The organism is Ruegeria sp. F12 (assembly GCF_056533885.1).
Window position 1 is genome coordinate 95,934 of the sequence record NZ_JBQFOV010000011.1, and the last position, 24,231, is coordinate 120,164.

32 protein-coding genes are annotated in these 24,231 nt (G+C 60.8%); 15 read left to right on the plus strand and 17 right to left on the minus strand.

The annotated features are described in order from the left end of the window. The first annotated feature begins 125 nt into the window (after nt 1-125). The 15 genes from ACR0CA_RS14975 to ACR0CA_RS15045 all read left to right on the plus strand — a co-directional run bounded on the left by ACR0CA_RS14975 (nt 126) and on the right by ACR0CA_RS15045 (nt 7,384). The gene (locus ACR0CA_RS14975) at nt 126-482 is read left to right on the plus strand and encodes a hypothetical protein (protein ID WP_480899934.1); all 357 of its coding nucleotides are present in this window, start codon (nt 126-128) and stop codon (nt 480-482) included. Next, nucleotides 479-874 carry a hypothetical protein gene (locus ACR0CA_RS14980; RefSeq protein WP_480899936.1) on the plus strand — a complete coding sequence of 132 codons (396 nt, stop codon included), beginning with the start codon at nt 479-481 and terminating at the stop codon, nt 872-874. Before ACR0CA_RS14975 ends, ACR0CA_RS14980 begins: the two co-directional genes overlap by 4 nt. Continuing rightward, nucleotides 829-1,353, plus strand: coding sequence for a helix-turn-helix domain-containing protein (locus tag ACR0CA_RS14985; RefSeq protein WP_480899938.1), 525 nt, complete (start codon nt 829-831; stop codon nt 1,351-1,353). The genes ACR0CA_RS14980 and ACR0CA_RS14985 overlap by 46 nt, the downstream gene beginning before the upstream one ends. Further along, a complete protein-coding gene (locus ACR0CA_RS14990; RefSeq protein WP_480899940.1) occupies nt 1,337-1,792 on the plus strand; it encodes a hypothetical protein in 456 nt (151 codons plus the stop codon). The genes ACR0CA_RS14985 and ACR0CA_RS14990 overlap by 17 nt, the downstream gene beginning before the upstream one ends. A gap of 2 nt (nt 1,793-1,794) precedes the next feature. Continuing rightward, the gene (locus ACR0CA_RS14995; protein ID WP_480899942.1) at nt 1,795-2,055 is read left to right on the plus strand and encodes a hypothetical protein; all 261 of its coding nucleotides are present in this window, start codon (nt 1,795-1,797) and stop codon (nt 2,053-2,055) included. 10 nt (nt 2,056-2,065) lie between these two features. Further along, nucleotides 2,066-2,959, plus strand: a complete 894-nt coding sequence (locus tag ACR0CA_RS15000) for a hypothetical protein (RefSeq protein ID WP_480899944.1) — start codon at nt 2,066-2,068, stop codon at nt 2,957-2,959. Continuing rightward, nucleotides 2,959-3,399, plus strand: a complete 441-nt coding sequence (locus tag ACR0CA_RS15005; RefSeq protein WP_480899945.1) for a hypothetical protein — start codon at nt 2,959-2,961, stop codon at nt 3,397-3,399. The genes ACR0CA_RS15000 and ACR0CA_RS15005 overlap by 1 nt, the downstream gene beginning before the upstream one ends. Next, nucleotides 3,386-3,901: an ERF family protein gene (locus tag ACR0CA_RS15010; RefSeq protein WP_480899947.1), complete on the plus strand. Its 516-nt coding sequence runs from the start codon at nt 3,386-3,388 to the stop codon at nt 3,899-3,901. Before ACR0CA_RS15005 ends, ACR0CA_RS15010 begins: the two co-directional genes overlap by 14 nt. Continuing rightward, a complete protein-coding gene (locus ACR0CA_RS15015) occupies nt 3,901-4,236 on the plus strand; it encodes an HNH endonuclease (RefSeq protein WP_480899949.1) in 336 nt (111 codons plus the stop codon). The genes ACR0CA_RS15010 and ACR0CA_RS15015 overlap by 1 nt, the downstream gene beginning before the upstream one ends. After that, nucleotides 4,229-4,657, plus strand: a complete 429-nt coding sequence (locus ACR0CA_RS15020; RefSeq protein WP_480899951.1) for a hypothetical protein — start codon at nt 4,229-4,231, stop codon at nt 4,655-4,657. The genes ACR0CA_RS15015 and ACR0CA_RS15020 overlap by 8 nt, the downstream gene beginning before the upstream one ends. Nucleotides 4,658-4,953: 296 nt before the next feature. Further along, complete coding sequence (locus ACR0CA_RS15025) at nt 4,954-5,079, plus strand: hypothetical protein (protein WP_480899953.1); 126 nt, start codon at nt 4,954-4,956, stop codon at nt 5,077-5,079. Beyond that, nucleotides 5,079-6,194 (plus strand): ATP-dependent DNA helicase, encoded by a 1,116-nt coding sequence (locus ACR0CA_RS15030; RefSeq protein WP_480899955.1) that lies wholly within the window; start codon nt 5,079-5,081, stop codon nt 6,192-6,194. Before ACR0CA_RS15025 ends, ACR0CA_RS15030 begins: the two co-directional genes overlap by 1 nt. Nucleotides 6,195-6,216: 22 nt before the next feature. Beyond that, nucleotides 6,217-6,510 carry a DUF2312 domain-containing protein gene (locus ACR0CA_RS15035; RefSeq protein WP_480899957.1) on the plus strand — a complete coding sequence of 98 codons (294 nt, stop codon included), beginning with the start codon at nt 6,217-6,219 and terminating at the stop codon, nt 6,508-6,510. 89 nt (nt 6,511-6,599) lie between these two features. After that, a complete protein-coding gene (locus ACR0CA_RS15040) occupies nt 6,600-6,818 on the plus strand; it encodes a hypothetical protein (protein WP_480899958.1) in 219 nt (72 codons plus the stop codon). Nucleotides 6,819-6,913: 95 nt separating this feature from the next. Further along, complete coding sequence (locus ACR0CA_RS15045; RefSeq protein WP_480899959.1) at nt 6,914-7,384, plus strand: hypothetical protein; 471 nt, start codon at nt 6,914-6,916, stop codon at nt 7,382-7,384. Between the two features lie 112 nt (nt 7,385-7,496). On the opposite strand, the gene ACR0CA_RS15050 is transcribed toward ACR0CA_RS15045, so the two are convergent. The 17 genes from ACR0CA_RS15050 to ACR0CA_RS15130 all read right to left on the minus strand — a co-directional run bounded on the left by ACR0CA_RS15050 (nt 7,497) and on the right by ACR0CA_RS15130 (nt 24,225). Then, on the minus strand, nt 7,497-7,667 hold the full coding sequence (locus tag ACR0CA_RS15050) for a hypothetical protein (protein WP_480899961.1): 171 nt from the start codon (nt 7,665-7,667) through the stop codon (nt 7,497-7,499). Next, nucleotides 7,636-7,833: a hypothetical protein gene (locus tag ACR0CA_RS15055; protein WP_480899963.1), complete on the minus strand. Its 198-nt coding sequence runs from the start codon at nt 7,831-7,833 to the stop codon at nt 7,636-7,638. Before ACR0CA_RS15055 ends, ACR0CA_RS15050 begins: the two co-directional genes overlap by 32 nt. Further along, nucleotides 7,833-8,021: a hypothetical protein gene (locus tag ACR0CA_RS15060; RefSeq protein ID WP_480899964.1), complete on the minus strand. Its 189-nt coding sequence runs from the start codon at nt 8,019-8,021 to the stop codon at nt 7,833-7,835. The genes ACR0CA_RS15055 and ACR0CA_RS15060 overlap by 1 nt, the downstream gene beginning before the upstream one ends. Next, a complete protein-coding gene (locus tag ACR0CA_RS15065) occupies nt 8,018-8,536 on the minus strand; it encodes an N-acetylmuramoyl-L-alanine amidase (protein ID WP_480899966.1) in 519 nt (172 codons plus the stop codon). The genes ACR0CA_RS15060 and ACR0CA_RS15065 overlap by 4 nt, the downstream gene beginning before the upstream one ends. Beyond that, nucleotides 8,533-8,817: a hypothetical protein gene (locus ACR0CA_RS15070; protein ID WP_480899967.1), complete on the minus strand. Its 285-nt coding sequence runs from the start codon at nt 8,815-8,817 to the stop codon at nt 8,533-8,535. The genes ACR0CA_RS15065 and ACR0CA_RS15070 overlap by 4 nt, the downstream gene beginning before the upstream one ends. Further along, nucleotides 8,814-9,062 (minus strand): hypothetical protein, encoded by a 249-nt coding sequence (locus tag ACR0CA_RS15075; RefSeq protein WP_480899969.1) that lies wholly within the window; start codon nt 9,060-9,062, stop codon nt 8,814-8,816. Before ACR0CA_RS15075 ends, ACR0CA_RS15070 begins: the two co-directional genes overlap by 4 nt. Nucleotide 9,063: 1 nt before the next feature. Further along, the gene (locus tag ACR0CA_RS15080) at nt 9,064-9,597 is read right to left on the minus strand and encodes a hypothetical protein (RefSeq protein WP_480899971.1); all 534 of its coding nucleotides are present in this window, start codon (nt 9,595-9,597) and stop codon (nt 9,064-9,066) included. Next, nucleotides 9,594-10,874 (minus strand): hypothetical protein, encoded by a 1,281-nt coding sequence (locus ACR0CA_RS15085; protein WP_480899973.1) that lies wholly within the window; start codon nt 10,872-10,874, stop codon nt 9,594-9,596. The genes ACR0CA_RS15080 and ACR0CA_RS15085 overlap by 4 nt, the downstream gene beginning before the upstream one ends. Before the next feature lie 80 nt (nt 10,875-10,954). Beyond that, entirely contained in the window at nt 10,955-15,655 is a 4,701-nt protein-coding gene (locus ACR0CA_RS15090; RefSeq protein WP_480899975.1) for a hypothetical protein, read from the minus strand. Continuing rightward, nucleotides 15,652-17,967, minus strand: coding sequence for a hypothetical protein (locus tag ACR0CA_RS15095; protein ID WP_480899977.1), 2,316 nt, complete (start codon nt 17,965-17,967; stop codon nt 15,652-15,654). Before ACR0CA_RS15095 ends, ACR0CA_RS15090 begins: the two co-directional genes overlap by 4 nt. 3 nt (nt 17,968-17,970) lie before the next feature. Then, the gene (locus ACR0CA_RS15100) at nt 17,971-18,471 is read right to left on the minus strand and encodes a hypothetical protein (RefSeq protein ID WP_480899979.1); all 501 of its coding nucleotides are present in this window, start codon (nt 18,469-18,471) and stop codon (nt 17,971-17,973) included. 10 nt (nt 18,472-18,481) lie between these two features. Continuing rightward, nucleotides 18,482-20,806: a phage tail protein gene (locus ACR0CA_RS15105; protein WP_480899981.1), complete on the minus strand. Its 2,325-nt coding sequence runs from the start codon at nt 20,804-20,806 to the stop codon at nt 18,482-18,484. Beyond that, on the minus strand, nt 20,806-21,411 hold the full coding sequence (locus ACR0CA_RS15110; protein ID WP_480899983.1) for a phage connector family protein: 606 nt from the start codon (nt 21,409-21,411) through the stop codon (nt 20,806-20,808). Before ACR0CA_RS15110 ends, ACR0CA_RS15105 begins: the two co-directional genes overlap by 1 nt. 116 nt (nt 21,412-21,527) lie before the next feature. Continuing rightward, nucleotides 21,528-22,382: a phage capsid protein gene (locus ACR0CA_RS15115; protein WP_480899985.1), complete on the minus strand. Its 855-nt coding sequence runs from the start codon at nt 22,380-22,382 to the stop codon at nt 21,528-21,530. 74 nt (nt 22,383-22,456) lie between these two features. Further along, a complete protein-coding gene (locus tag ACR0CA_RS15120) occupies nt 22,457-22,960 on the minus strand; it encodes a hypothetical protein (RefSeq protein WP_480899986.1) in 504 nt (167 codons plus the stop codon). Further along, nucleotides 22,957-23,874 carry a hypothetical protein gene (locus ACR0CA_RS15125; protein WP_480899988.1) on the minus strand — a complete coding sequence of 306 codons (918 nt, stop codon included), beginning with the start codon at nt 23,872-23,874 and terminating at the stop codon, nt 22,957-22,959. The genes ACR0CA_RS15120 and ACR0CA_RS15125 overlap by 4 nt, the downstream gene beginning before the upstream one ends. Before the next feature lie 9 nt (nt 23,875-23,883). Further along, entirely contained in the window at nt 23,884-24,225 is a 342-nt protein-coding gene (locus tag ACR0CA_RS15130; protein WP_480899990.1) for a RyR domain-containing protein, read from the minus strand. Nucleotides 24,226-24,231: the final 6 nt, after the last annotated feature.

Below are 24,231 nucleotides of genomic sequence, written 5' to 3' on the forward strand. Positions count from 1 at the left end.
TTGGAGACCGTGGCTTTTCCTTGATTTACAACAATAATTTTGTAGCGCAGGCTCGTTTTCACCCCCTGTCTAATCAAATGGTTAGGCAATTTCTGTAAACTGCCGAACTTCAAAGGAGCAGTCCCTTGGCACCAACCGAATCGCTGAAAATCTCTCAACCCAAGGACGAGCAAAAGAGCCAAAAGGCCGCGCCCGTCAAAACCAACGACAACGGCAAGCCGATCCTGAACAAGAACACGATCAAGCAAGCCGAAAAACCCTCGAAAGCCCCTGTCACCCTGCCGTCCGCACCGGGCATCCTGCCCAACATGGACGACCACGACAAACTGAAGAAAGAACTAGAGGCCAAAAAGGCCGAAGCGTTCGACCTTCAGGAGCAGGTCAACCAGCTGACGACGAAGCTGGAAACCGTCAACAGCAAAAACCGCGCCTTCGCCAAACAGCTTACCAAGCTGGGCATTGGGACCGGCCAAGCAGCATGACCTCACCCACCCAGAGAAGCAAAGCCGCCTTGGAAAAGGACGGCTGGACGGTGGCCATTGTTGAACGATGGAACCCTCATGCCCGGATCAGGCAAGACCTGTTCGGCTTTGCTGATCTACTCGCCATCAAGGCGGGTGAGGCTCCCTTGCTTGTCCAAGTCACGTCCGGCTCAAACGTCGCCAGCAGAAAGTCCAAAATCCTCGACACAAGCCACGCACTCACGGCGCTGAAAAGCGGGATGAGGATCAGGATTGAAGGCTGGCGAAAAGTGAAAGTCAAACGCGGCGGCAAGGCAATGCGCTGGGAACCTCGGGTGGTCGATGTGACCACAGGGGATTTCGATCAATGTCATACCACGCAACCCGGTTCGTCGCTGACACCGACACCTTAGAACCGATGCACAAGCTGGTCCTGTTTCAGATTGCCAGCTTTCACAACATGGACACGGGACAATGCAACCCGTCGCCCGCAACCATCGCCCGAAAGACGAAGCTGCCAATTACGCAGGTTCGCCAGATTGTAACTGACCTGTTGTCATCGGGCCTGATCGGGCGCGCGGAGCGCGGGTTCACCTTCCCTGACCGATATGCCGGGGGACCAATCCCGGCCGAGTTCTGGCCCTCAAGCGTCACGGTTGACGCGCTGCTTGAGGATTTCCCCCACCACGATTTCGATATGAAGGAAGCTGTCGATGACTTCATCAAATTTGCCCATCGCACAGGGCTCACCACCACCGACCCAAACAAGGCATTCGAGCGGAACATTCGCACTATCCTTGAGCGCCGCAAGCCGGGAAAAGTCCGAATTGCAGCTGAAGCGGACGGAGGAAGATCGCGTTCGGTCGGCGCTTTCCTTGCTGGGCGCGTTTGAAGGTCCGCAGATCGCCAGCTTCTCGGCCTTGCGGGATCTGGAAAATCAGCACGATTGCATTCACATCGCCCGCATTCTGGACGCGACTTGGTATCTGCCCCGCAGCACATCGCGGGAACAGGTGAAGCACGCGGCGGCCTCGCTGACGGATCAAACGCAGGATAGCGGCCAAATCCGCGCTGCCCTGTATCAGCTCTGGCTGACCACCAAGCACGAGAAACTGGACCAACAGGACCGCGAGGCCATGCTGGCAACCTATGTCCAGCGGCTCGCCGACTATCCGGCCCAAATGGTGATGGTTGCACTGAGCAATCTATCGGCCACCGCCAAGTTCTTTCCCGCCTGGTCGGACATGCAGGAAGAACTCGACCGCCTCACAGGACCGCGCGCGGCCCTGCTGAATGCCCTCCGCCACATCCTCCCCAAACTGAAAGACTGACTATGAAACATTTCGATCTCGCATTCGAAATCAACTCAGAGCGTCGCGCGCTCTGCCATGCAATCGACCAAGGGCTAGCCGCCGCAGGCAAGGATCAAGCGGCCAAAGTCCAAACCGCCTTGGAACAAGCCGGGACATGGATCGTCTATGCAATCGGCGCAGGCGCAGACCCGGAAACAGTCAAAAAAGCCCTGAACAACATCACCGATCTGGCGGAGCAAAACCGTCAGCTGATGGAAGCCCGGATCAACACCAAACACTGAGGACTGAATTATGGACGATCGCAGCAAATACATCGGATCTTCGGACGCCCGCGACCTGTTGGCCGGTGACTTCGATAAGGTCTACTCCGAAAAGATGGGCCTGAAAGAGCGCGCCGATCTGAGCGACAACTTCAAGGTCCAGCTGGGCATCCAAACCGAGGACTTCCACCTCGACTGGACCACCCGGCGACTGAACGAGGAAACCGGTGGCGCGTTTCAGTTCTCGAAATTCGCCAACAAGGCCGACGAGACGCAACACTGGGCCCAGTTCCAGCCGGAAGCCTCGGGCCTGAACGAACAGGCTCCAATCCTCGGCTCTCACCCTGACGCCCTGCTGCGCGACCATGCGGGCACCGTTTACCCCATCGAGGTCAAGCACACGGGCCGCTGGAAAAACGCCGACGAGGCTGCGGATTACTACATGCCTCAGCTGCAACACCACATGATCTGCTGGGGCGTGGATCGGCTGCTGTTCTCGGTGATCTGCGGCACGGATGAGCCCGAGCGCATCTGGGTTGGCGCAAGCCAGGAATGGCAGGACCACTACATCGAAACCTGTGTCCGGTTCTGGCGTCACATCGCCACGCAGGAGCGCCCGGCGCCCACCTTCTACGGCGAACCCAAAGAAGCCAAGGTCGTTGTCCCCACCAAGATTGCGGACACCGTGCCCCGCAACGGCTGGAAGAAACGCAGCCTCGATGGCGACAACCGCGCGCCCGCCCTGATCGACGAGTTCATCATCACCAAGGCTCAGGCCGCACGGCATGACGAGGTGAAGAAGGAACTCAAAGGCCTGATGCGCGAGGACGAGAACGAGCTGTACGGCGAGCGCGTGACCTTGAAGCGCAACGCCAAGGGCTCGGTCCTGATCAACATCCACAAAGACAAGAAGGAGGCCGCCTGATGCTGGCTGGCCTCGGAGAAATGAGAATTGACGATCGAAGGGTGTTCGGCGACGAGCACCCAGATCATCCGCTTGTCTACTGGTGGCGCGTGAATGGCGGTGCTGACTTCTGGGAATTTCATGACGACCCGATTGCCAGCATCCACTTCGAACGCTGGCACATCCTACGTCGAACACCATGCGGTGTCTGGCTCGTCCCCGAATATTACCATCGGTTAGGCGGCCAATTTGGCGTCAACACCCGCGAGCGCCACAAAAAGCTCTGCTTGCTCAATACGCGAAAAAAATTCGCCTACCCGACAAAAGCCGAAGCCTGGAACAGCTTTCGCATTCGTTGCGAAAAGCGCCTTTGGCACGCCCAGAACAATTTGGCGCGGGCAGAAGCGGTGCTGGCGGCGATGAAAGCTGAACATGAAAGGACCTACGATGCCCAAGGATAACATCGAAAGCACCAAGAACCTCTGGCAGCGCATCCACGCAATCATGCAGGGCGTGCAGTACATCCAGAAGGAAAAAAAGCGGGGCATGAACTACTCCATTGTGTCCCACGATAAGGTCACGGCACTGGTGCGGGATCATTTCATCCAACAGGGCGTTGTCTACTACCCTGTTGATCTGGCCTTGCGTCAGGATGGAAACCGCACCGAGGCAAAGGTGACAGTCCGGTTTGTGAATATCGACGCTCCAGAGGAGTTTATCGACGTTCCATGCCCCGGCTACGGGATCGACCCGCAGGACAAGGGGCCAGGCAAGGCGATGAGTTACGCCGTAAAATATGCGGTACTCAAAACGCTCCAGCTTGAAACCGGCGATGACCCTGACATGACGCAGGGGCCAGAGGCCAATCACAAGCCATCAGCAAATGAAGCGCCACCCGCCGACAAAACCCCGCCTGCCAGCGGCAACCGTCAAAACACGGCCCCGGCAGATGATGGTTGGTGATGGCACGCGGCAACAAGGACAGGCGGCGCTCAGTCCGCCGCCAAAAAGCACTTAGGGGCCGCAGGCAGGAAAAGGGCAAATGGTGCACCTACTGCAAGCGCATCCTTGAGCCAGCCGGGTCCAAATCCGGCTGCGCCTTCACCCTCGACCACGTGATGCCCCGCAAACTTGGCGGGCGTCGCACAACCCCCTGCTGCCTCGACTGCAACCGGATGAAAGCTGACATGCACCCGGACGATTGGCGGCGGTTCACGCAAACCTACCCGGAATGGTGGAAACGTTTCGACACCACCAAGCCGGTCATGAAACAGATCGAAAGGATAGCTTATGGCTGACGGATCAGGAAATTTCGACAACAACAACTCGGGCGTGTTCTTCCAGCCCTACGAGGATCAGAAACTTTTCGGCCAGGGCAAGATGAACGTCGAGGGCGCGGAAACCCGGATCATCGTCGTGATGGAGCGCATCAAGCGCGATGGCGACCTCATGCCGGTGGTTTACCAGCGCGTCGGGCCCCTGTTCCCCAACGACAAGAAGGGCAACGACCGCGCGCCTGATCGTTCGGGACCGATGGACACTCACCCCAATCACCGCATGGCGGTCTGGAAGGGTGAGAAAGACGGCCGCAAATACTTCTCGATGAAGATCAGCCGCAAGGATGGCGGCAACAGCAGCGCCAGCAACGGCGGCCAGCCTCAAGACACTGGCGGCGGCTGGGGTGGCAGCGGGATCGACGACGACGAAATCCCGTTCTGATGCAGCGATGCGTCTGTGACACGCCAAAACGGTGCGCGGCGAGCGGTATCTGCCGCCGCGACGCCCTGAAAATGGCGCAGGCCCGCAAGGCCGTGCCGCTTCCTGCCAATGTCATCCCGTTCCCGAGGAAACCCAATGCACCTACCCCCCCGCGAAAGAGCCGTTCGTAACGTCGCCCTGTCCTTCGCGGGCGGGTTCGTACTCGGGGCGGCCTGCATGGCGTCCCCTGCCGTTGGCCTTATGGGCGCTGTCGTCGCCTGCGGCTTCATCGGCATAACAATCATAAGAGGCTGAAAATGTTCCAAACCCCCGATGTGGCATGGAGGCTCTTTCTCGAAGGGCTCCAGCACAACAACCAGTTCTTCATGCGCGTTGCGATGGAAGAAATGGCCCGCGATGCGCGCCGGAAAGGCGGAAAGTAATGGACGGCTCAAACGTTCCCCTGTTTTCGCCCCAGCAGCTCGACGCCATCACGTCCGTGTCTGACTGGCTCAACACCGAGAACCGCCAGCCGATTTTCCGGCTGTTCGGTTATGCCGGCACCGGTAAGACCACCATTGCCCGGCACCTGGCCGAAGGTCTGGCGAACGTGGTCTATATGGCCTTCACCGGCAAGGCTGCGCTGATGATGCGCCGCTCTGGCTGCGAGGGCGCGGCCACGATCCACTCCACGATCTACACGGCGGTGGAAGGTGATGACGGGTCGTTCACCTTCGTCTGGGATGAGGACAGCGCCTGTGCGTCCGCAGACCTGATCGTGATCGACGAGTGTTCGATGGTGGATGAAGAACTGGCAATGGACGTGCTACGCTACAACAAGCCGGTTCTGGTTCTGGGTGATCCCGCCCAGCTGCCCCCAGTCAAGGGCGCGGGTTACTTCACCGAAGCCACGCCCGACGCGATGCTGACCGAGATCCACAGACAGGCCGAAGGCAATCCGATCATTCAACTGGCAACGGCTGTGCGGCAGGGCGAGGCGCTGGACTATGGCGACTACGGCACGTCTCGCGTTATCCGCAAAGGCGTCCTGACCAGTGAGGACATTCTGGACGCCGATCAGGTTCTGGTCGGCAAGAATGTCACCCGCCACGCCTACAACAAGAAGATCAGGCGCATTCTCGGCCGATCCGGGCCCACACCGGAAACCGATGACCGCCTTGTCTGCCTGCGCAATGACCGGGCCACCGGCATTTTCAACGGCGGCATTTTCTCGGTGAAGCAGGTTCTGCACAAGAAGCGCGGCGCAACCAAGTTCCGCCTGCGGGTTCACTCGGAGGACCAGCCGAACCGCGCGGGCTTTATCGTCAGCGTGCGGCAGGAGTTCTTTCTGGGTGGCGTGGAGGATCTGGACTGGCGCGACCTGAAACAGAGCCAGCAGTTCGACTACGGCTATGCCCTGACCTGCCACAAGGCGCAGGGTTCGCAATGGCCCAATGTGATCGCTTACGACGAAAGCGGCATCTTTGGCGAGGACGCGAAGCGGTGGCTATACACAGCCATCACCAGAGCGCAAGATTCCATCACCATCGTTCGATAGACACCAGAAAGAACAGGAAAACATGACAGACACAGCCCCCGGCCAAGGCCACAATTCCGGCGACGACCAATCATCCGCAAGCTACCGTGTCACCGCTGGCGAGTTACGCCAGTTCATCGAGCGTTTCGAGCGCCTGGACGCGGAAAAGAAAGACATTGCAGAGCAGCAAAAAGAGGTCATGGCCGAGGCCAAGGCCTGCGGCTACGACACGAAAGTCATGCGCAAGGTGATTGCCCTGCGCAAACGCGACAAGGACGATATCGCCGAAGAAGAAGCCGTGCTGGATATGTATAAAACCGCACTTGGCATGGCCTAATTTCTACAGGCTAATTTTCAGACTACGGGTTCGTAGATTGAAGCTGCGAACCTGTAGATAAATCATCAAATCAACACAAGGGAACCACGATGGCCGATAAGACCCACGATCAATGCCTTGAGGCAATGCTGCGCACTACAGGCGAATGGATCACTTTGCACACATGGTGCTGCGAGCACACAGAGTTTGATGCCGATGGCTGGCTGGACCGATGGGGCGAGCGCCTAGGTTGTTCTCAAGCGCCGTTGCCCGGTGGCGGTCGCGTTGACCTAACTGCCTTCTGCGCGATCCGAAATGGAAACGACTAAAGGGAACCAACATGGGCCGAGAAATTCGACGAGTACCAGCAAATTGGGACCACCCGGTGACGGAAAGACCCAATGGCCGCATGGGCTTTCAGCCTATGATGGACGAGACCTACGAAGAAGCTGCCGCCAACTGGCTGGCGGACTTCGACCGCATTAGAAGCGGCGGCGCACAGGGCTATGAAAAAGACTGCTATCCGCACGGCGTCACGCATTGGGCCAGTGAAAACACCGCGCCTGACCCCGAGTATTACCGACCGTGGAAAGACGAGGATGCTGTTTGGTTTCAGGTTTGGGAAACCGTCTCAGAGGGAACGCCAGTAAGCCCACCATTCGAAACCGAAGAAGCCCTTATCGACTATCTAGCAGAGAATGGTGATTTCTGGGATCAGAAGCGCTGCAACGAACCCAACTGGGACACGCTCTGGGGCGGAACACCAGGTGTTTCGGCATGGGGTCGAGAACGGGCCGAACGCTTTGTCAAAGGTCCAGGCTGGGCACCATCATTCGTGGTCGACGGTGGCCGCGTAATGGGTGGCGTTGAAGCTGTCACACAAAAATCATCATAAGGGAAGCTCAGCGCGCTTGACGCAGAGCGCCGCAAAGCGAATTGTAAATTCGATCAGAAATGATTTTTCCCTGTTGGATGACCTTAAGCCCGCCTGAATTGGCGGGCTTTTTTTATGGACAATGCCGCAGGGAATACGCCTTGTTCGCCGCAATCACCTCTGCCGACGCCCGATCCTCGGCCAGAAGGGCCCGCGCCCCTGCCGGAGTCAGGCTCGGCTCCTGATACACATCGCAGAAATCGCCCGTGCAGTTAGAAACGATCGCGACGATCAATGAGAACATCATAAATCTCATCATCTTTGGCCTCTTTCATGCCCCGCTCGATTTTGGCTTTGCGCCAGCGCGCCAGCTTGGACCGCTTGTTGGCGCGGCCCTTCTCGGTCTTGATGCCCAAAAGCCAGCCCAGAAAGCCGATTACGGCCACGGCGATAAGGGGAAGCGCGTCCATCACAGCGTCCACCCCTTCTGCTTGGCAACGACATAGGCGCACTCGACACCTGCCGCGATGATCGACCCGGCGGCGGTGCCGACGACCAGCACCAGATCATTGTCTGACGCGAGACTGTTGCCAACCGCCGCGCCGAATATCCCGCCCGCGCCATAACGCAGGATGATACGCCCCAATGCTCCAGTCATGCGGCAGCCTCCTTTTGTCCCAGGATCATTTCAAGCAGCTTGGCCCACCACGGCACGCGCTGCGCCTGCACCTCGGCCCACCAGCTGGCCGCGTCAAAGCCGGGGCACTGCGTGGCCGCTCCGGGCATGTCCCGGTGTCCCTCGACACGGGCATTCGGGAAGCGAACCAGAAGGTCGTCGATGAGGCTGATCATCGCCTTTGTCTGCGCCTTTGTGCGCGTGTCCCGCCCGACATCAATATCGGCCAGATAGACGCCGCCCTCGTAGCAGATACCGATGCTCTGGCTGTTCTCGCCCTTGCTGTGGGCGCCGGTTTCAAACCGTCCCGGAACGCTCAGGTCACGGCCCGTCTCCACCGTCCCGTCCTTGCGGATGTAGAAGTGATAGCCGATCTCATTGAACCCACGGGACCGGTGCATGGCGTCGATGGCAAGGCCCGACACGTCATGCTCAACCGGCGTTGCCGAGTAGTGGATGACCAGCCACTTGACCTTGCTGTCTGATAGGTAGGTCATTCACTGTTCCTCTCGATCCGTTCCAGCCGCCCGTCGATCCGGTTCAAGAGGGACTGGATGGCGTTGTATCGCTCCTGCGACCGCGCATCTTCCATTTCGAGGTTGCGCAGCCGGGCGATGATCGCCGACTGGCTGGATTCGATTTTCGCGATGGACACTTTGTTCGTGGATTGCTGCGTGCGCATGACGCCCCACCCAACCGCCATGGACACAAGAAGCGCGCCAATGGTGATCCAGTTCCCGAGGGAAATCTGACTTGTGAATGTAGGCTTGCCGGTCATTTTTTGGTCTCGTTAACAAGGATGTTTTGCCGGGATCTCTGGATTTCCCACTCCCACCACACGCGGCAATGATCGGCTTCGCCAAACAGGCGCAGCGCAAAGAAGTCGATCAGGCGTTCGGTCCACAGGCCGTCGCGGTAAGACCGGGCCGAGAAGGTCAGGTCCGCCGTGCCACCGGTCAGCACGTTGATGGGCCGGGAAACCAGCGAGAACAGTTCAAGCAGGAATGACTTTATGCGGGCCATCTCAAACCCCCATCTGCTGCGCCAAGGCCCCGGCCTGCGCCTGTGCGTCTGCAAGGATCGCGTCGATCTCATCTACGGTCGTCGCGGCCTCGATGCGCAGGTTCGTTGCGCGCCGCAATCCGGTCACGGCCGAGATGACCATCTGCCACTGATCGGCGCGGGCAACGATGATCGCGGCCAGATTGGCCTCAGTCTCGCCGGTCAAGCCTGCCTCGGTTGAGATCATGGAGGACTGCAAGGCTGTTGGCGTCCCGTCCAGATAGGCGCGCGCAGCTGCGGCCTTGGTGGGCCAACTGGCTTTTTCCGTTGCCGGGACCGGGCTTGTCACCGTTTCCATCCAGGTCTCGATCCAGTCATTCATGACCCGGACCGCCTGCAAACGCCCTGCCTCGTCCAGTGGTGGCGGCGGTGGGTTCTTGATCTGGTCGATCTCGGCATCCGTCAGGCCTACCCAGTCTGGCTGAACCAGAAATTCCTGCCCCGGCTCTATCGCCCGAACATCGTTATTTTCATCACGGTAATATTTGACGGTCATGCTCTGAACTCCGACACAACGACACCAGACGGCCCGACATAGTTGACGAAATACGTGGCCCCGGCGGGCACGAGGGCGAACACAGTTGCGGCCTGTGTTTCGCTGCTTCGGTCAATCGCCGATGTCTCGGCTATGAGAAGGCCGCCAACTGAAATCGCTGCGTAAGCGCTTCTCAACGTTCCTGCGCTGTCGATGGCGCGCACGCTGATCGGGAGAATGTGGCCGGTTGTGTTGGTGTAGGTCACAAGCGCGGCCCGTGAGGCCGACATGTTCTGCCAATAGGCACCGGGGGCTGTGAGGTTATCGTAACCCCTAGTAATTAGGCGGTTCGCCGCGACCCCCTCATCTCCCAAAAACCAACCGCGTTCACCCCGCTCGCCTGTGCCGTAGCATAGACGTTGGCCCCAATCCCAATCGCTGTTATCGCTGATGCGTGGGATAAACCCCATGTAGTCGGAATGGCCAAACTGGATCATGCGGGCCTTTGGGCCGGGGTCACTCGGGGACCATTCCGTGCCTATAAAGGGCGCGTTGATGACCTGCGTATCCGTCATGGGACGGCTACCGTCAACGGGCAGGAACTGATCGGGATTAACCGCTGCCGCTTTTGCAGCCCAATGGAGGGCGGAAAACTTACCCGGCTCGACCTCAGCGTCCTCGGCTTTCTCGGCCCATTCCTGCGCCTTGGCCTCATGATTGCCCGCGTTGGTTTCTGCTGTCTCAGCGTTGGTTTCCGCCGTCTCGGCGTTGCTCTGGGCTGTCTCGGCTGCGGTCTGCGCAGCTTGTGCCGCATCGCGCGCCGCGCCCGTTTGCACCAGAACCGTGTCGGCATAATTCTTTGTTGCTGCATCCGTATCATTGACCGGATCGGCGACGTTCTGGATGCGCAGGTTTTGCGCGTCAAACCCGGTCCCGTCCACCGTCTGTTCCATGAGCCGTTCGCTTTGCTCTTGGAACAGGGCAAACACCCGGTCCAATTCCTGGCTCAATTCGCCCTGCGTGAAGGTCGCGCCCGTGGTGCGGATTGCCTTGGTGTCCGACGCCACCGTGACCACCGCATTCTGGACCGCAGCGGTCAGCGTGACCGTGTTGCCTTCCGTGCCAAAGACGCTTGGCTTGGTGATCGTGTATTCGGTGATTTCAACGCCATCGACATAAACGTTCACCGTGTCGTTGTCATAGAACGGGAACGGAATGTCGAACGGCCCGGCAGACGCCGCAGGGCCGACAACATACACTTTGAAGCGCGGATAGATATTGTCCGTGATTGCAGACATAGGCCACCTGACAGTTTCAGCTTCGCGTCGGGTGGCAGCCCTTCACTTTCGCCAAAGCTGCGCTTCTAATTCTGTCGCGTCTAGCCCTCTGCGCGCTCGATCCCGTCAACCGCCCGGTCAAACAGACCTTTGAGCAGGAAGTGGTTGCGGAAAGGCAGCGCCCAGGATGCAGAGTTGGCGTCGCCCTGCGTCACGCCCTCGATGGCGTTGAACGCCACATTCGGCCCGGCTCCTGCGGCGCGCAGCGCCATGTCCATCGGCGTCGGCTGCTCGGCAATGCCAGAGAGTTGTGACAGAATGCCCATCACGCCCGACTGGTCGATCCCCGCCAGCAGTTTCTCGCCCGTGTTCTTCTGCTCCCATTTGAACTCAGGCGTGCGCAGCTGCGCCACCATCATGCCCAGTCCGACCATGGCCGCGACGCCGCCCAGCTTCTGCGCCGATGGCTCATCGAGGCCAGCAACAAGGATCTTGTTATGGGCCGCGATGGCATAGTTCCAGAAGGTGAAGGGCAAGGTCATCAGGCCGGATTGAACCTGCCAGTAATCGCCCACTTCGCGCAGGCCCGCGCGGGCGGCGTATTTGTCCACCACCCCGCCTTTGCGCAGATACATGGTGCCGTCGATGATCGTTGGCTTGTCAGCCGCGGTGGCCATGAGGATCGTGTTCTCGTTGCCCTGCGCAATCGCCGCGCGGAATTTGCGTACCAGTTCCTCGTCGCCCCACATATCCGTGTTCGCGACCCAATGCCCGCCTTCGAGCATTTCAACCGGCTCTTTGGCAATCCGCTCGGCATCGGCGCGGGACAGGCCCCAGCGTGCCAGATCAGCCAGATCGGCCTCATCTGCGCCTTTACCGAGATCCGACACACGCATGATCCGCTCAACGGTATCGCTCACCCGCAGGCCCGCGTCGATTTCCTTCATCCGCGTGGACAGCGGCGCGAGGCCGTTCCAGAGGAAATACTTGTTGGCGGCGGTCTTGAGCCAGCGTTCCGGCGCGGTGCCCATCGTGGCCTCCATGCCGGTCTCTGCAAAGCGGGACAGCGCCACGCCGTTGACCACCTCCATGATGGCCCCGGCCTTGCGCATTTCCTCAATGCCCATCGTTTTCGCCAGCTTCAGGCCCTCGTCCAACTCGCCCATGGCGGGCTGGAATACCCGCCCCATGCCGTGCCGCATGATGAGGGTGCCGACCTCCTGAACCGCAGGCAGGGCGGACATGCCCATGAAAGCCAGGTGCGACCAGTTCCGCAGATTGGTGGCAACGCGGTTGTCCCAGCGGTTCGGGTCGCGGATCACGCGGTTGGTCACGCGGTCCTTGAGGTGCCGCATGTCGCGCTCGATCTTCGCCCAATGGCTTTTGAAGTCCTTGCCCTTATAGGCGCGGCGTTCGGCCACCTGCGCGTTCAGCAAGGCTTCCTCGAAACCCTCAACGGCGCTGATGCCATCAACCGGGCGCGCGAAGGACCGGGCCATTTCAATGGCGGGCCCCATCCGCTCGGAATAGATATTTTGCACCAGCATGTAGTCGGTTTCGATAAAGTCCGCGATGCCATTGCCCTTGCCGCCGCCTTTCAGAAGCATGGCGTTGGGAATGTCGAATTGCCGGTGCCGGCCGAATGTCGGGCGGTTCGCTTCGCGCAGCGTGGTCAGGTCGTCCGGCTCTGCCTCACCCAGAATTTGCTCGATCATTTCATCCGCGCGCTTGTTGATGCTGGCGGGATCGGTGGCGAGGTCAATCCAGTTGAACCCGGATTTTTCCGGGGTCTTGGGGTCGTTGATCCGGTGACGCAGGTCCACGACGCGGGGGTGTTCATTGTCCCCCAGCTGCTTGATCAGCTTGTTCATCTGATCGGTCAGCTCGTCCTTGCCGACCACCCACATTTGCACGCGGTTCTGCTGCCGCATCCACGGCTTGACGACGCGCTCTTTGAACAGGTCGCGGTGCTTGCTGATGCTGGACTTGTTCCAGATCCGGGTGAAGTAGTCCTCGCGCGGTTCCTGTTCGGCAATCTTGGCTCGCTGGCGCAGTTCTTCCAGCTGCTCCTGCAACCGGGCCACGCGCGAATCCGGCTCGGGGCCATATGCTGCGAAGTCATTCAACTCGCTTTGCAGGCGGGTCATGCGCGTGCGAATGGCGTCCATGCTTTCGATGACGCCGTATTCCTTGGCCACGCCCTGATATTCGTCGAAGGCCCCGCGCAGCACCTCGACCATTTCCATGACCTCGTTCACCGGGTCTTTCTCGCCGTTGATATAGGCTTGCGTCACGCGCTGGCGGAACACATCACGGTTGATGGCGTCAGGCTTTTGCTGTGCTCGCTTGACGAAATCCGGGCGGCCCAGATCAGCAAACCGGCCTTCCTGCTCGATGCCGAGATACTTGTTGTAAAGTTCGTTCTCCCGATCCCAGACGCGGCGGGTGACACCGGCCCAGGTCTTTGCGCGGGAATAGACAGAGGGGCCGACCGTCAGGCCGGTTTTGTCAGATCCCCGCAAGAACGCACCATCAGCGGCCAGCGTGTCCACCAGATCGCGTGCCTCGGGCGACAGGGCATTGCGGTGAACGCGCTTGAAGGGCCCATCCGTGAGGCGGGCCAGCGCTTCCAGCTTGGCGTTCTGAAGAACCTTGTTGTTGTCGCGGCGGTACTGTTCCAAGGCTTCGGCGGCTTCCGCTTCGGCCTTGCGCTCGGCGCGCAGACGCTGCTCGACCGTCAGCTCCGGCTCGATATCGTCGAGACTTTCCGCCCGATCGCGCATCAGCGACTGGATGGAGCTGCGGAACTCGCCCGTGTCGCGGGCCTTGTTCGCCAGATCATGCGCCTTTTGAATGGCCTCTGCCGCCTCGTCGGCGGACTGGAACACGCCGGGGCGCACGACAACCGGCTCGATCTTGCGCGCCTGCCGTGATCCGGTGGCGGGGCCAAGGATAATCGGCTCGCCCTCATCAATGGCTTTCTGGATGCGCGCGGCGTCGATCTTGACCACGCCATCATCGCCAACCGTTGCGAAGGGATTGCGACCGGCCCCAGCCCCCTTGCCGACTGCGCCCAATTCATCGGACCAGAAATTCTTGATCACGCGCGACAGGGCTGCGGCGCGGGCAACTTCAAATTCCATCAGCTCCTGCGCGCTTTCCGCAGGCGTGCCATGCGCGCCAGACTGGAACCGCCATTGCAGGGCTTCCTCGTTCACGTGGATTTCTTCGCCGACGATCTTCACGCCCCGCTCCGAATACCAGCGCGGCCCCGGCCCCGCATCCGAGACTTCGGCCAGGAGACTGCGGCCTTGCGGATCAATGACGATCCTGCCGCGCGCGCCGTTGCCCAGATCAACCTCGCGGGTCATCTGGCCAACACCCTTGGACCGGGCAATGTCCTGCGCCAGATCAAAGGCCAGACCCTTGCGCGCCCGCGCCCCCGCCATGACGCCGATTCCGCCGCCGATCAGGCCCGACAGAACAGTGGCCCCGGCCACACGGGCAAAGCTGTCAATCTGGCTGGAATTGGGGTCGAGTGACGCGCGGCCCGCTTCAATCGCATATTCCGACGCGCCCGTATAAAACGCGGTGGTTGCGCCTGTGCGCAGAAAATTGCCTCCGGCTCCGCGCAGGCCAGCACCCGCCACACCGCCAATCGGCACCGCCATGGTGACGATGGTATCGGGGTTGAGCAGCCCGCCCAGCGTATGCGCCGCCGTGCCATCCCATGCGGACATCCGGCGCTGTCGCAGGTCGTCCCATTCGATCTGCTGGCGAATGGAGTTGTAATGCTCACGGTTGCGTGCCCGGCCCAGAAGGCCATGATGCTGCAACAAGCCATCCTGTTCAGCCTGACCCAGCGGATCAAAGCTGCGGTCGAACGCATAGCGGCCCGCCAAGTCCCGGCGCTGCAATTCGCGCACGATATAGCCGTCGGAGGCCACATCACGGAATGCCTGCCCCCAATCCTGCAACACCGGGCTTCCGCCCTGTCCGGTCCGGGTACGGTAATCCACGGCGGTAAGCTGTGGGCCAGATGGGCCGCGTGAGCCATCGTCCGGCCCGCTGGTGGGCGTTGCGGGCAAATCCGGGCCGAGGTCCACGTCAGGGGCTTCCCATGGCTGCATGTGGCGATATGGCTGCTCTCCGGGCCCCTCGAACTGCACCGCCATGCGCTGATCCATGTTGCCCGCCAGCCGCGTGCCCGCGTGATCGAGCATTGTGCCCTGGGTTCCGGTGGGCCCGTAATCGCCCTCTGCGATGAATGCGCGGCCCGGATCGCCAAGCTGCTGACGGAAAGACATGGCCGACACCAGCGCCCGCGACTTGTTCGCGCCAACGCCGCCATAATAGGCGTTGCCTGCCGGGATGAACTGGCCCTTGCGATAGGTGTCCTTGAGAACCGGCAGAGACGCCCATTCCTTTGCCAGATTGGTGCCGAAATCCTCAGTGGACAGTTTGCCCGCCTGCCAGTCATCCAGACCCCGGCCCCGCATCAGGGCGACCGTCATGCGGTCCTGCGTCGCCGCGTCGAATGTATCGGTGGAGGAAACCGCGCCCTTGCGGACCAGCCCCGCAAGCGTTTCGGGCATGACCTGCAAGGCCCCGGCTGCGGTGGACCCCCACTTGCCGCGATTGTCCATCTGCCACTGGTAGACTTCGCCCACCGTCATTTCTGTCAGCGGCTTACTCGGGCGGGCATGGGCGGGAATGCCGCCATAGACCACATCATAGTTGATCCTGCCGCCGTTCTCGGCCCCGTAGATGTAACTCAGGAGGCCCTTGATCTTGTCAGTCACGGCAATACTTCCTCGATCCGGCGCATCAGTTCGTCATAGGAAATCGGCGTGCCGGAGTTCACGCTTTCCATGTAGTCCTGAAGAATTTTCTGCGCTTCTGGATCGTCGCTGCCAAGGAAATCCCAGCCGCGCCGCGCGCCGGTTTTATCAAGCGCCTCGACCGCGACCGCCAGCTGCTGCATCTCCGCCCATTCCTCGCGGATATCCAGCGTGCCCACGCGCTGCAATGTGCCGGACGGGCCCTTGACCTGAACGTGGTAAACCGGCGGATCACCGGCCCCCAGATCAGGCGTCAGGACATAATCGTCGCCGCCCTTCCAGAACTGATCCCCGGCGCGTCGGCCCTCATAGAGCGGGCCAAGAACCGGGTCATCGGCCACCATTTGGGCAATCTGCGCATCGGCCAGACGCTCGAACGGGCTGGCCTGCAACCGCTCTGAGGGCATTTGCGGGTCGTAGCCAAACAGTTGGCCCAGTTTGATGCCGGGATAGGCAATCAATTCCAGACCCTCAAACATCCGGCCCATGCCGTGTGTTCCGGCCCGCTGGAAAAACTCGCCGATGGAGGACACGCCGGGATCAGCATAGTGCTTTTCCGGCGCATAGGCCGAGCGCACCGCGCCTGCCATATACGCGCTTTCGACATAGCGGCCGTCGAAACTCTGGCGCGTCATGTCCAGAGCGTCGTCAAACCCATTGCCCAGCCGGTAATAGGTTTCGGCCAGGGACACCGCCTGATCCTTTTCATCGGGCCGCGCCTCTACGCCATCGAATACGGACGTGATCACCGCCCTGCGGAACGCATCGCGCGCGTCATCCTTCGTGACCCTGCCGCGACCGTCCCTATACCGGTTGTCGTTGTTCAGCTTGCGCGCCAGCAGCTCGTCATTCCATTCGGTGTCCCGCAGCGTGTCCACCTGCGCCATGGCCGTGGCAATGCTTTCCTGGCTTGGATCGCCGTCGCCATGCAGCACAGAGGCTTGCTGGTAGATCGCCTGTAGCCGCTCGGGCATATGTTCCTCGAAGGACACGACCTGACCGGCGGTGTTGGGGCTTTCCATCACGTCGCGCAGCAGGGGAAAGGCTGCAACTAGCGTGTCCGGGTCCTGAACCCGGTCAAGGCTGCGCAGCGCGCTTGCCAGCGTGGAATCGGGGAAGCCTGCGGTTTTCAGCACCGACAGCGCGCTTGCGCGGGTCTGGTCGTCCATCGTCCACCAGTCGCTCATGTCGATCGGGCGCAAGTGACCGGGATTGCCTGCCTGTTCAAACCCGATGGCATGGCTCAGGTGCCCCGACAGCATCTTGCGCTCCGGCTCGGTGCCTCGGGCGCTGCCGCCGCCCCGCAGGACCAGATCCAGCTTGGAGGCATCCTCGATGGCCTTGCGCGCCGCGCCATCGCGCTGCTGTGCCTTGCCCATGAACGGGTTCACCTCGTACATGGCCTGCTTCATCAGGTCGTACCGCTTCACCCCCTCCGGCGTGGTGAAGTATTTCAACAGTTCTTCATCTTCGCCCGTTGCCATGCGTTCCTGCAATTCCTGCAAGCTGGCATAGGGCATGTTTTCCACGTCCAGTTCCTTCATCATCTGGAACCAGCCGAAGTCGTAGAACAGTTGATCCTTGGCCTTGGCCTTCGCCTCGTCATCGAGAATATGGGCGGGAACCGCGTCGAGACGGGCGATTTCCATTCCCATCACCGACCGCGCGCCGTCCGGGTTGCTGGCCATGATCGCATCGCGCATCGCCTGCCGCGCATCGCGCCCCATGATCGGCTCCTGGCTGCGACGATTGCCCAGCTGCACCTGCGCGTTGCGGCCACCGATGGACGCGCCCGCATCCGCCATCAGGCCGGTGCTGATCTGCTGGAACATGCCCTCCATGCCAGCGGGCACATCTGCGGCCATGCGCGCCATGCGCCCCTCTGCATCCGAGGCAAAAGCGTCGTAGTCGTACATGTTGGCGTTTTCCGCATCCCTGATCTGGGACCGGATTGCGGTTGTCATCTGGTGCGCGAACCGCTCCTGAATGGTGTCGTCATAGGCGCGTCGCGCCAATGTGCCCATCCGCTCGGTTGCATCGGGCGGCATCTGCGGCAAGCCATTCGGGCCGGTTGAGAAGGTCGCGGCCTTGGCCAGCGCCTGCCCCTCTCGGGCCGCTTCTGCCCCCATGGCCTTGGCGAAATCATGCGCCCGCTTGCCTGCCAGCCGCGCGCCAAGTTCAGCGGTTTCCAGCCCGGCAAACCGGCCCAGACTGACCGGTCTGCCGGGGGAGTAATCCTCACGGATGCGTTCGCGGTTGCGAAGAACTGGCATGTATTATCCCCCAGGATTATAGATGGATTTGGCGAAGTAGCGCCCGAAGCCCTCGCCGGTGTGGTTTTCTTGGTAGGCAGTCGCGGCGTCGGAAAGCGTGTTCAGGCCCGTCAGAATGCCGGAATACATCGCCGCCGATCCTTCCATCCGCGCGGCCATTTCCGCAAAGCGGCCACCGGCCCGCAGATTTCCCGCCCGTCGATCAGCGGACGCGCTCAAGCGCCTCACATTGTCCCGCAGGTTCTTGCGATTGCCTTCTGTCACGCCAGCGAAACTTTCGGGATCGAGGCCGGAGATCGCCATTGCCGCGATATTGTCGCTCATCTGGTCATCAAAGCTCTTTCGAAGGGCGATTTCCTCGCCCCGCGCCTCGGCCTGAACCAGAACGGCGTTGCTTTCCATCTGCGCGCGCTCAAGCATCCCGCGACTATCGGCTTCAATTTGCGCCGCCTGCCCGGTTGTGTAGCTGCCAAACGCCGATGCGAAGCTGTTCACGTCACACATGCCTGCCCCCTCAGAAATACACGTCCATCACCAGACCCCGGATCGCCACCTGTCCCGGCGTATCCCCGGAGATCACAAGACGCGGTTCCCGCCCCCATGCGCCGATGAAATATTCACGCCACTCGTCAACAGGAGTAGGCGCTTGAAAGGACAGGTTGTCGAGTGCGGTCAGCACCGATTGCGCGCCCGCGCTGCCCAATTCGCTCACCCCGTCCACGTCCCCGGTCTCGGTGTCGTTCCAGTTGATTTTTGCCGACACAAGGCGTTGCTTGGCGCCCACTTTCGGCCCTTGCCCCGAACCCGATACCGGCGCGTTCAATTCCGCCCGGTACGGCATCGGATCTCCGACCTCGATGGTCGTGAGGCTTTCCGGCGTGGTGAAGGCCCCGCCCGCATCCAATGTCTGATCCGAATACACCCGGCGCTCCGAGACAAGCTGGAACGCGCCATCCTTGAGATAAGTGGCCGACCAGTTGATCCCGTCGCCGCCGGTCAGCTGCTCGGCGAAATCCATCTTCGGAAAGGCGGGGCTGGTTTCAAATTCCAGCAGGTAAAACTCGCCGCCGCGCTCGGCGGACACAAACAGCCGCTGCCCCACCGCCGCAGCCGAAACAAACCGGCCATTGGCCAGCGTCCACCGCATGAAGCCAAACGCCTCATCTGTCCGGCTTGAGTGCATGACGACCAGTGCACCGCTATTGTCATTGCCCCAGATCAGGTAGGGCGTGACCTGCTCAGGCGAGCCGGGGAAGGCGCAGGAATGTTTCGGCTGCTCGATCCAGTCGGGAACCACAACAGAGGCAGGCGGCGCGTAATAGCCCTGCTCCGAACTTCGCAGCTGCAACTCGCGGATATGGCCGCCCGTCTTGTCGGCAAAAAACACCGCGCCATCGAAGTTATGCGGGGCGGTGAAGGCCGCGCCATGCGCCGTTGCAGCCCGCGCACGGGCCGTTTCCTGCACAATCGCCTGATCGGTGGAACCGGGTGTGTAATATTCGCCGTTGTCGCACAGGATGATGAGGTCAAAGCCCGACACCAGATGGCGCACGCGGCTCTGTTCCCCGATGCCATACATGGCAATCGCCTGATCGGGATTGCCGTCGCCGGGATCAAAATTGCGGAATGCGAAAGGCGCGGAAGCCCAGACAGCATCGGGCAAGGTATCTGTGCCGCCCAGCCAAAGACGGCTTTCATGGAAGGCCGCAGCCTGGGGCCAGCCGCGCGCATCGGAAAAGGCGGGTTCACTGATCCCCCGGAGCCCGCTTGCCGGGATCATCCGAACAGAGGATCCGCCATAAAGGCCGGTTGTCTCATTGACGCCCGTGTTGCCCGCAATCTCGAAATGGCTTTCATCCACGACCCGCTGCACCACGTAAGCCTGCGCCGCCGTGGCTGTTGCCCCGCCATATTGCGCAGCACCCGTCAGAACATTGTCGGCGTAGTCATCGGTCTCGACGGACAGGCCGTAGAAAAACACCTCGTCGCCCACAGCCAAGCCGTGATTTTCAGCTGCGACCTCAACAATCGCCGAATTGCGGGTGATGAAAAACGGGTCATTGTCCAGAACAACGGCAATGTCGCTATGCACGGTGATGGTGGCGTTGCGCGCATCCACGACGCTGTTGACGGTGAACTCGCCGGTGCCAAGCCGCATCCGCGTGCCCACGTGCTCGGACGTGAAGAAATCGGCCGATGTTGTCAGCTTGCCGGTGCCAAGCGCCAGATCGAAATCTGCCTGATTGATGTTCAGCGCCGTTGCAATCTTGACCCCATATCCAGCCTGTTCGCCTTGGGCCGTAAAGATCGTCGGGGTGGCGGTCATATCCTTGTTGGCAAAACTGCGGAACGGAGCGGCCAGCCTCGTGTCGGACAGCAGCGTGTCGAAGCCGAAATCCGACAGGGTGAACGTGCCGCCCTGAACGTCCAGTTCCAGAACCCGTGTCTTGAACGTGGCGTCTGCAATCACGATCCGGTTGTTCTCGGTGGTCAGCGTCATGAACCACATCGAGGACGCATCCCATTCTTCGCCTGCAAACGTGGCGCGCGCTGCGCCGAGGTCCATGTCGTAGATCGTCAACTTGCCCGCCTCAAAGGCCAGCAGGAACCGGAAGGCATTGCTTGAGCCGTAGGTCCAGCCCTCCAGGCGCGTTTCACCCGTCACGGCCTTGCGGATCACGGTTGGCCAGCGGCGCTCGATCTTGCCGTTGGACGTGACCATGAAGTTGTCCGCGTCAAACAGCGAGGCCACATAGGCCCCGGCCTTCTGGTTGATGCGCAGCCCGTCGCCCGTGCGCCCCCGGCGGAAATCAGATCGGAAGTCATGCAATGTGGGCATCAGCGACGGCCTCCCCGACGTTGACGGATGAACAGCTTGGTATCCACGCGCGGCGGGGTGCGGGACTGGCTGTCACGGCTGGCGGCGCGCGCAAGCCCCTGTTGCCCGAGGGACAGGAGGCTATCGGCCATGCGCTGATCCTGTGTGATCGGCATACAGATGTTTGCGGCCAGATAGGTGATGAACGGCAGGCGGAAATAACCCGGCCATGCCTGCGGCCCGACAATCACGGACACATCGGCGGACACAACCGATTTACCCTCCGCCGGGATATTCAGCGCCACGGTGCGCTCGAACACGTCGAAATCTGTGCTTTGCTGGCCGTCCTCGTAGACCTTCCAGACATGGCGGGCGACGTTGGGGATCTGATACAGGCCCTCGTAAGGCTCGGGCGCATCGGATGACAGGCGCGTCAGGTCCACCCGGCGCGTGGAAAAGCGATACGGATACATGCAGATGGCGGCTTCAAGCACGTCCTCGAACATCTCGTTGCCGGTGCGGGCGGCAATGGACGTGTCCAGAAAGGATGCGATTTTCGGGACGCCGAGGCGCACCAACGCGGCGTTGTAAACCTTGATCGTGCTGTCTGAAACCGAAGTGACCATTTGCCTTGCCTCTTTCTTGCAAAAAGGGGCGGAGCCTATGCCCCGCCCCTTGGCTCTTGCCCGTTACGTCTGCCACCGAACGGGCATCCCCACCCCCGCAGGGATCAGAGCAATTCTTAGGTGCCCGGCTTCGGAGACAGCGAGGACACTTTGTAGAGGCCCTGATCGTCGATGGCCGAGACGCCCAGCGACATGCAGCTGACGCAGGACCATGCCGAGTAGGTGTTTTCCCAGTCCCACTTGGTGTCGATGTCCTTGTTGACGCCGTGGCCCATCGCCGAACGGTGCCATGCAAGGTTGGTCGCCACGTTGGCCGGGTTGCCGTCCGGTACGCCGAAGGTGGCGTTTGCCAGCGGGAACCAGAGCGTGCCCAACCAGAATTTTGCGGTCATGCCGCCTTTGAAGGGCAGGTTGTCCTGACCGACATAATCGGCGTTGGCGAACTCGGGCACTTTCAGCGCCTGGGACCATGCATAGGGATGCAGGGCGCAGAAGCGGTTGCCGTCATCGGGGACTTCGTTCAACTGGAACGTGGTCAGCACCGACATGAAGGTGTCGTAATCCCACGCGCCGGTGGCGTCGCCCAGATCGGTCGCGTTTGCGCCCGCTTCCATACCGGCGATGATGATCTCGTCGGTTTTCTGGCCCAGAGCCGCGACGTGTGCAGCCACGTGGCTGTTTTTCTCGTCGATGTTCAGCTTGAGCAGGTCCAGATCGTCGATCAGCGTGGGCACGTACCAGTCGGCCATGTCCGCTTTGACGCGGGTGTGATCGGGGTCGATGAAGGTGTGCTGCGCGTTGCGGCCCTTCTGCTGCGCGGTCAGATGACCGAACTTTTGCCAGTAGACCGATTTTGCCATGACCGCGCCTTTGCGGGTCATGTTTTGCAGGCGGGAGCCCATCTGGCGGTACAACAGGTGAACGTCGCTGTTGTATTCCTCAATAAAGGCTGTGTCGATGGTTGAGGGCATATCGCTCTCCTATGGATCAGTGAAACTCGGGATCGCCGGGTGTTCCTCTGAGCCAGCCGGAAAGCGGGTATTCCTTACGGGGCCGCAGGCTGTTCTTCGGGGCCGTCTTGGGCATGTGACCAAAAAGTCACAAGACCTTGTGTATTTTTGTTCGCTTCGTCCGCGCCAAAGTCAAACCCTAATTTTTCCAACCATGCGCGACGGCGCACCATATGTTGTGGGATGACGTTGCCGATCCGCGACCAGTTGCGGCGCTCGGCGCGGATAAAGCGCCGAATGGTCAAGGTCAGGGGCAGTTGGTGAATGTCGGCCTGATGGGTTCCGAGAAACCAGATCACGCCGATGGAGACATCCTGTGGCAAGGGCGCAACACCACCGCAACCCACCAGAGCCTCTTTGCGCCAGATCGACCAGAATTGCGACGCATCGAACGCCGCCATCAGATCGCCCTCAATCGACCAGTCAGGCGTCAGGCGTCCGGTGACTTCGGCGTTATACTGGACCTCAAGGCGGTCGCTCTGCCGCATTTCACGGCAGAGCCTTTGCACATCGGCCCGTGTGGAGGGCCAGATGATCATCGCTGTTTTTCAGCTGGCAGGGCGGCGAATTTCGACCACAGGCCACGCACATAGGCGGTGTACTGATCGTCGGTTCCGAATTTCGGGTCCGCCTGCAAGTTGCGGATATTGTCGCGGGTCAGCTCGACCTTGCTGGTATTGCTGCCCAATTCCGGCGCAAAGCCCGAGGGGTTCAGCATGTCGGCCATGGATTCCATGAACATGACGCCATCGGCGGTCTGCATGATCCGCGAAATGGTGCCCTGATGGTCCTCATGGATGTTTGCGCCGATCCAGTTGTTGATCTTGTCCACGCGCTCCTGAACCGCTTCCTGGGTCTTGCCCAGCTTGGCAGCTTCATCGGCAGGATTGGGGAAGGATTTCAACCAGACGTCATTGACCAGCTGCTGGAACTGCTCGGCGCCCACGTTGTTGTCCTTGGCCCATTGCCGCAGAGCGTTGTCCACATCTTCGGCGGGGGCCTGCACGGAGTCGGGATATTCATAGCCCGCCAAATCTTCCGGCACACCCCGCTCGGTCGCGTAATTGGCCGCGTATTCGGTGGCAACTTCGTCCTTCAACTCGGCCTTGAGCGTGTCGGTCTTTTTGGAAAAGGACCGGAACAGGTCGGAATAACCCTGCGCCTGTTTCTCCATCGAGGCGGTCAGATCGAACTCGCCCGCGTCGTTGTTGGTGGCGAACTTGCCGATCAGCCAGTCCGGTGCGCCTTCCGGCGGTGCACCTGCGCCTTGATCGCCCGATCCCTGCGGAGGCGTGTTTGGGCTGCCGCCTTGTCCGGCGTCGCCGCCGCTGCCCGCTTGGAAGAACGAGCCGCCGGGGGCTGGGGCTCCGCCACCGGTTCCGCCTTCAGCGGCAGCGTCCATAAACGGATGAGGGCGGGATAGAAGCGTCGAGAAAAGTAAAGCATGTTTCATGGGGGTCTCTTAGATCAGGGCCTTAACAACGGCGGTAAAAATGGCGTCCTTGGCGCGCTGTTCTTCAGGCAGTTCGTCATAGGGCACCATGCAGGGATGGGTTTTGCCAACGGGGTCTTTGATCTCTCCGAAGGTCCAGCCATCCTTTTCCTTGTGGGCAAGCCAGCTTTCGTGGCTCTGCTCCGGCGTCTGGTCGGGATTGTCCATCACGGCCTGAACGCCTGCGATTGCGCTTTCACGCTGCCAGCGCGGGGCAAATTCCCACGTGGGCTGGGACCGATCGCCATTTTGCTCGCAATACTCTTTGTTTGCGGCGTGGGCGACGGCGGCAATGCTCTCGATTTGGGGCATGGGGGG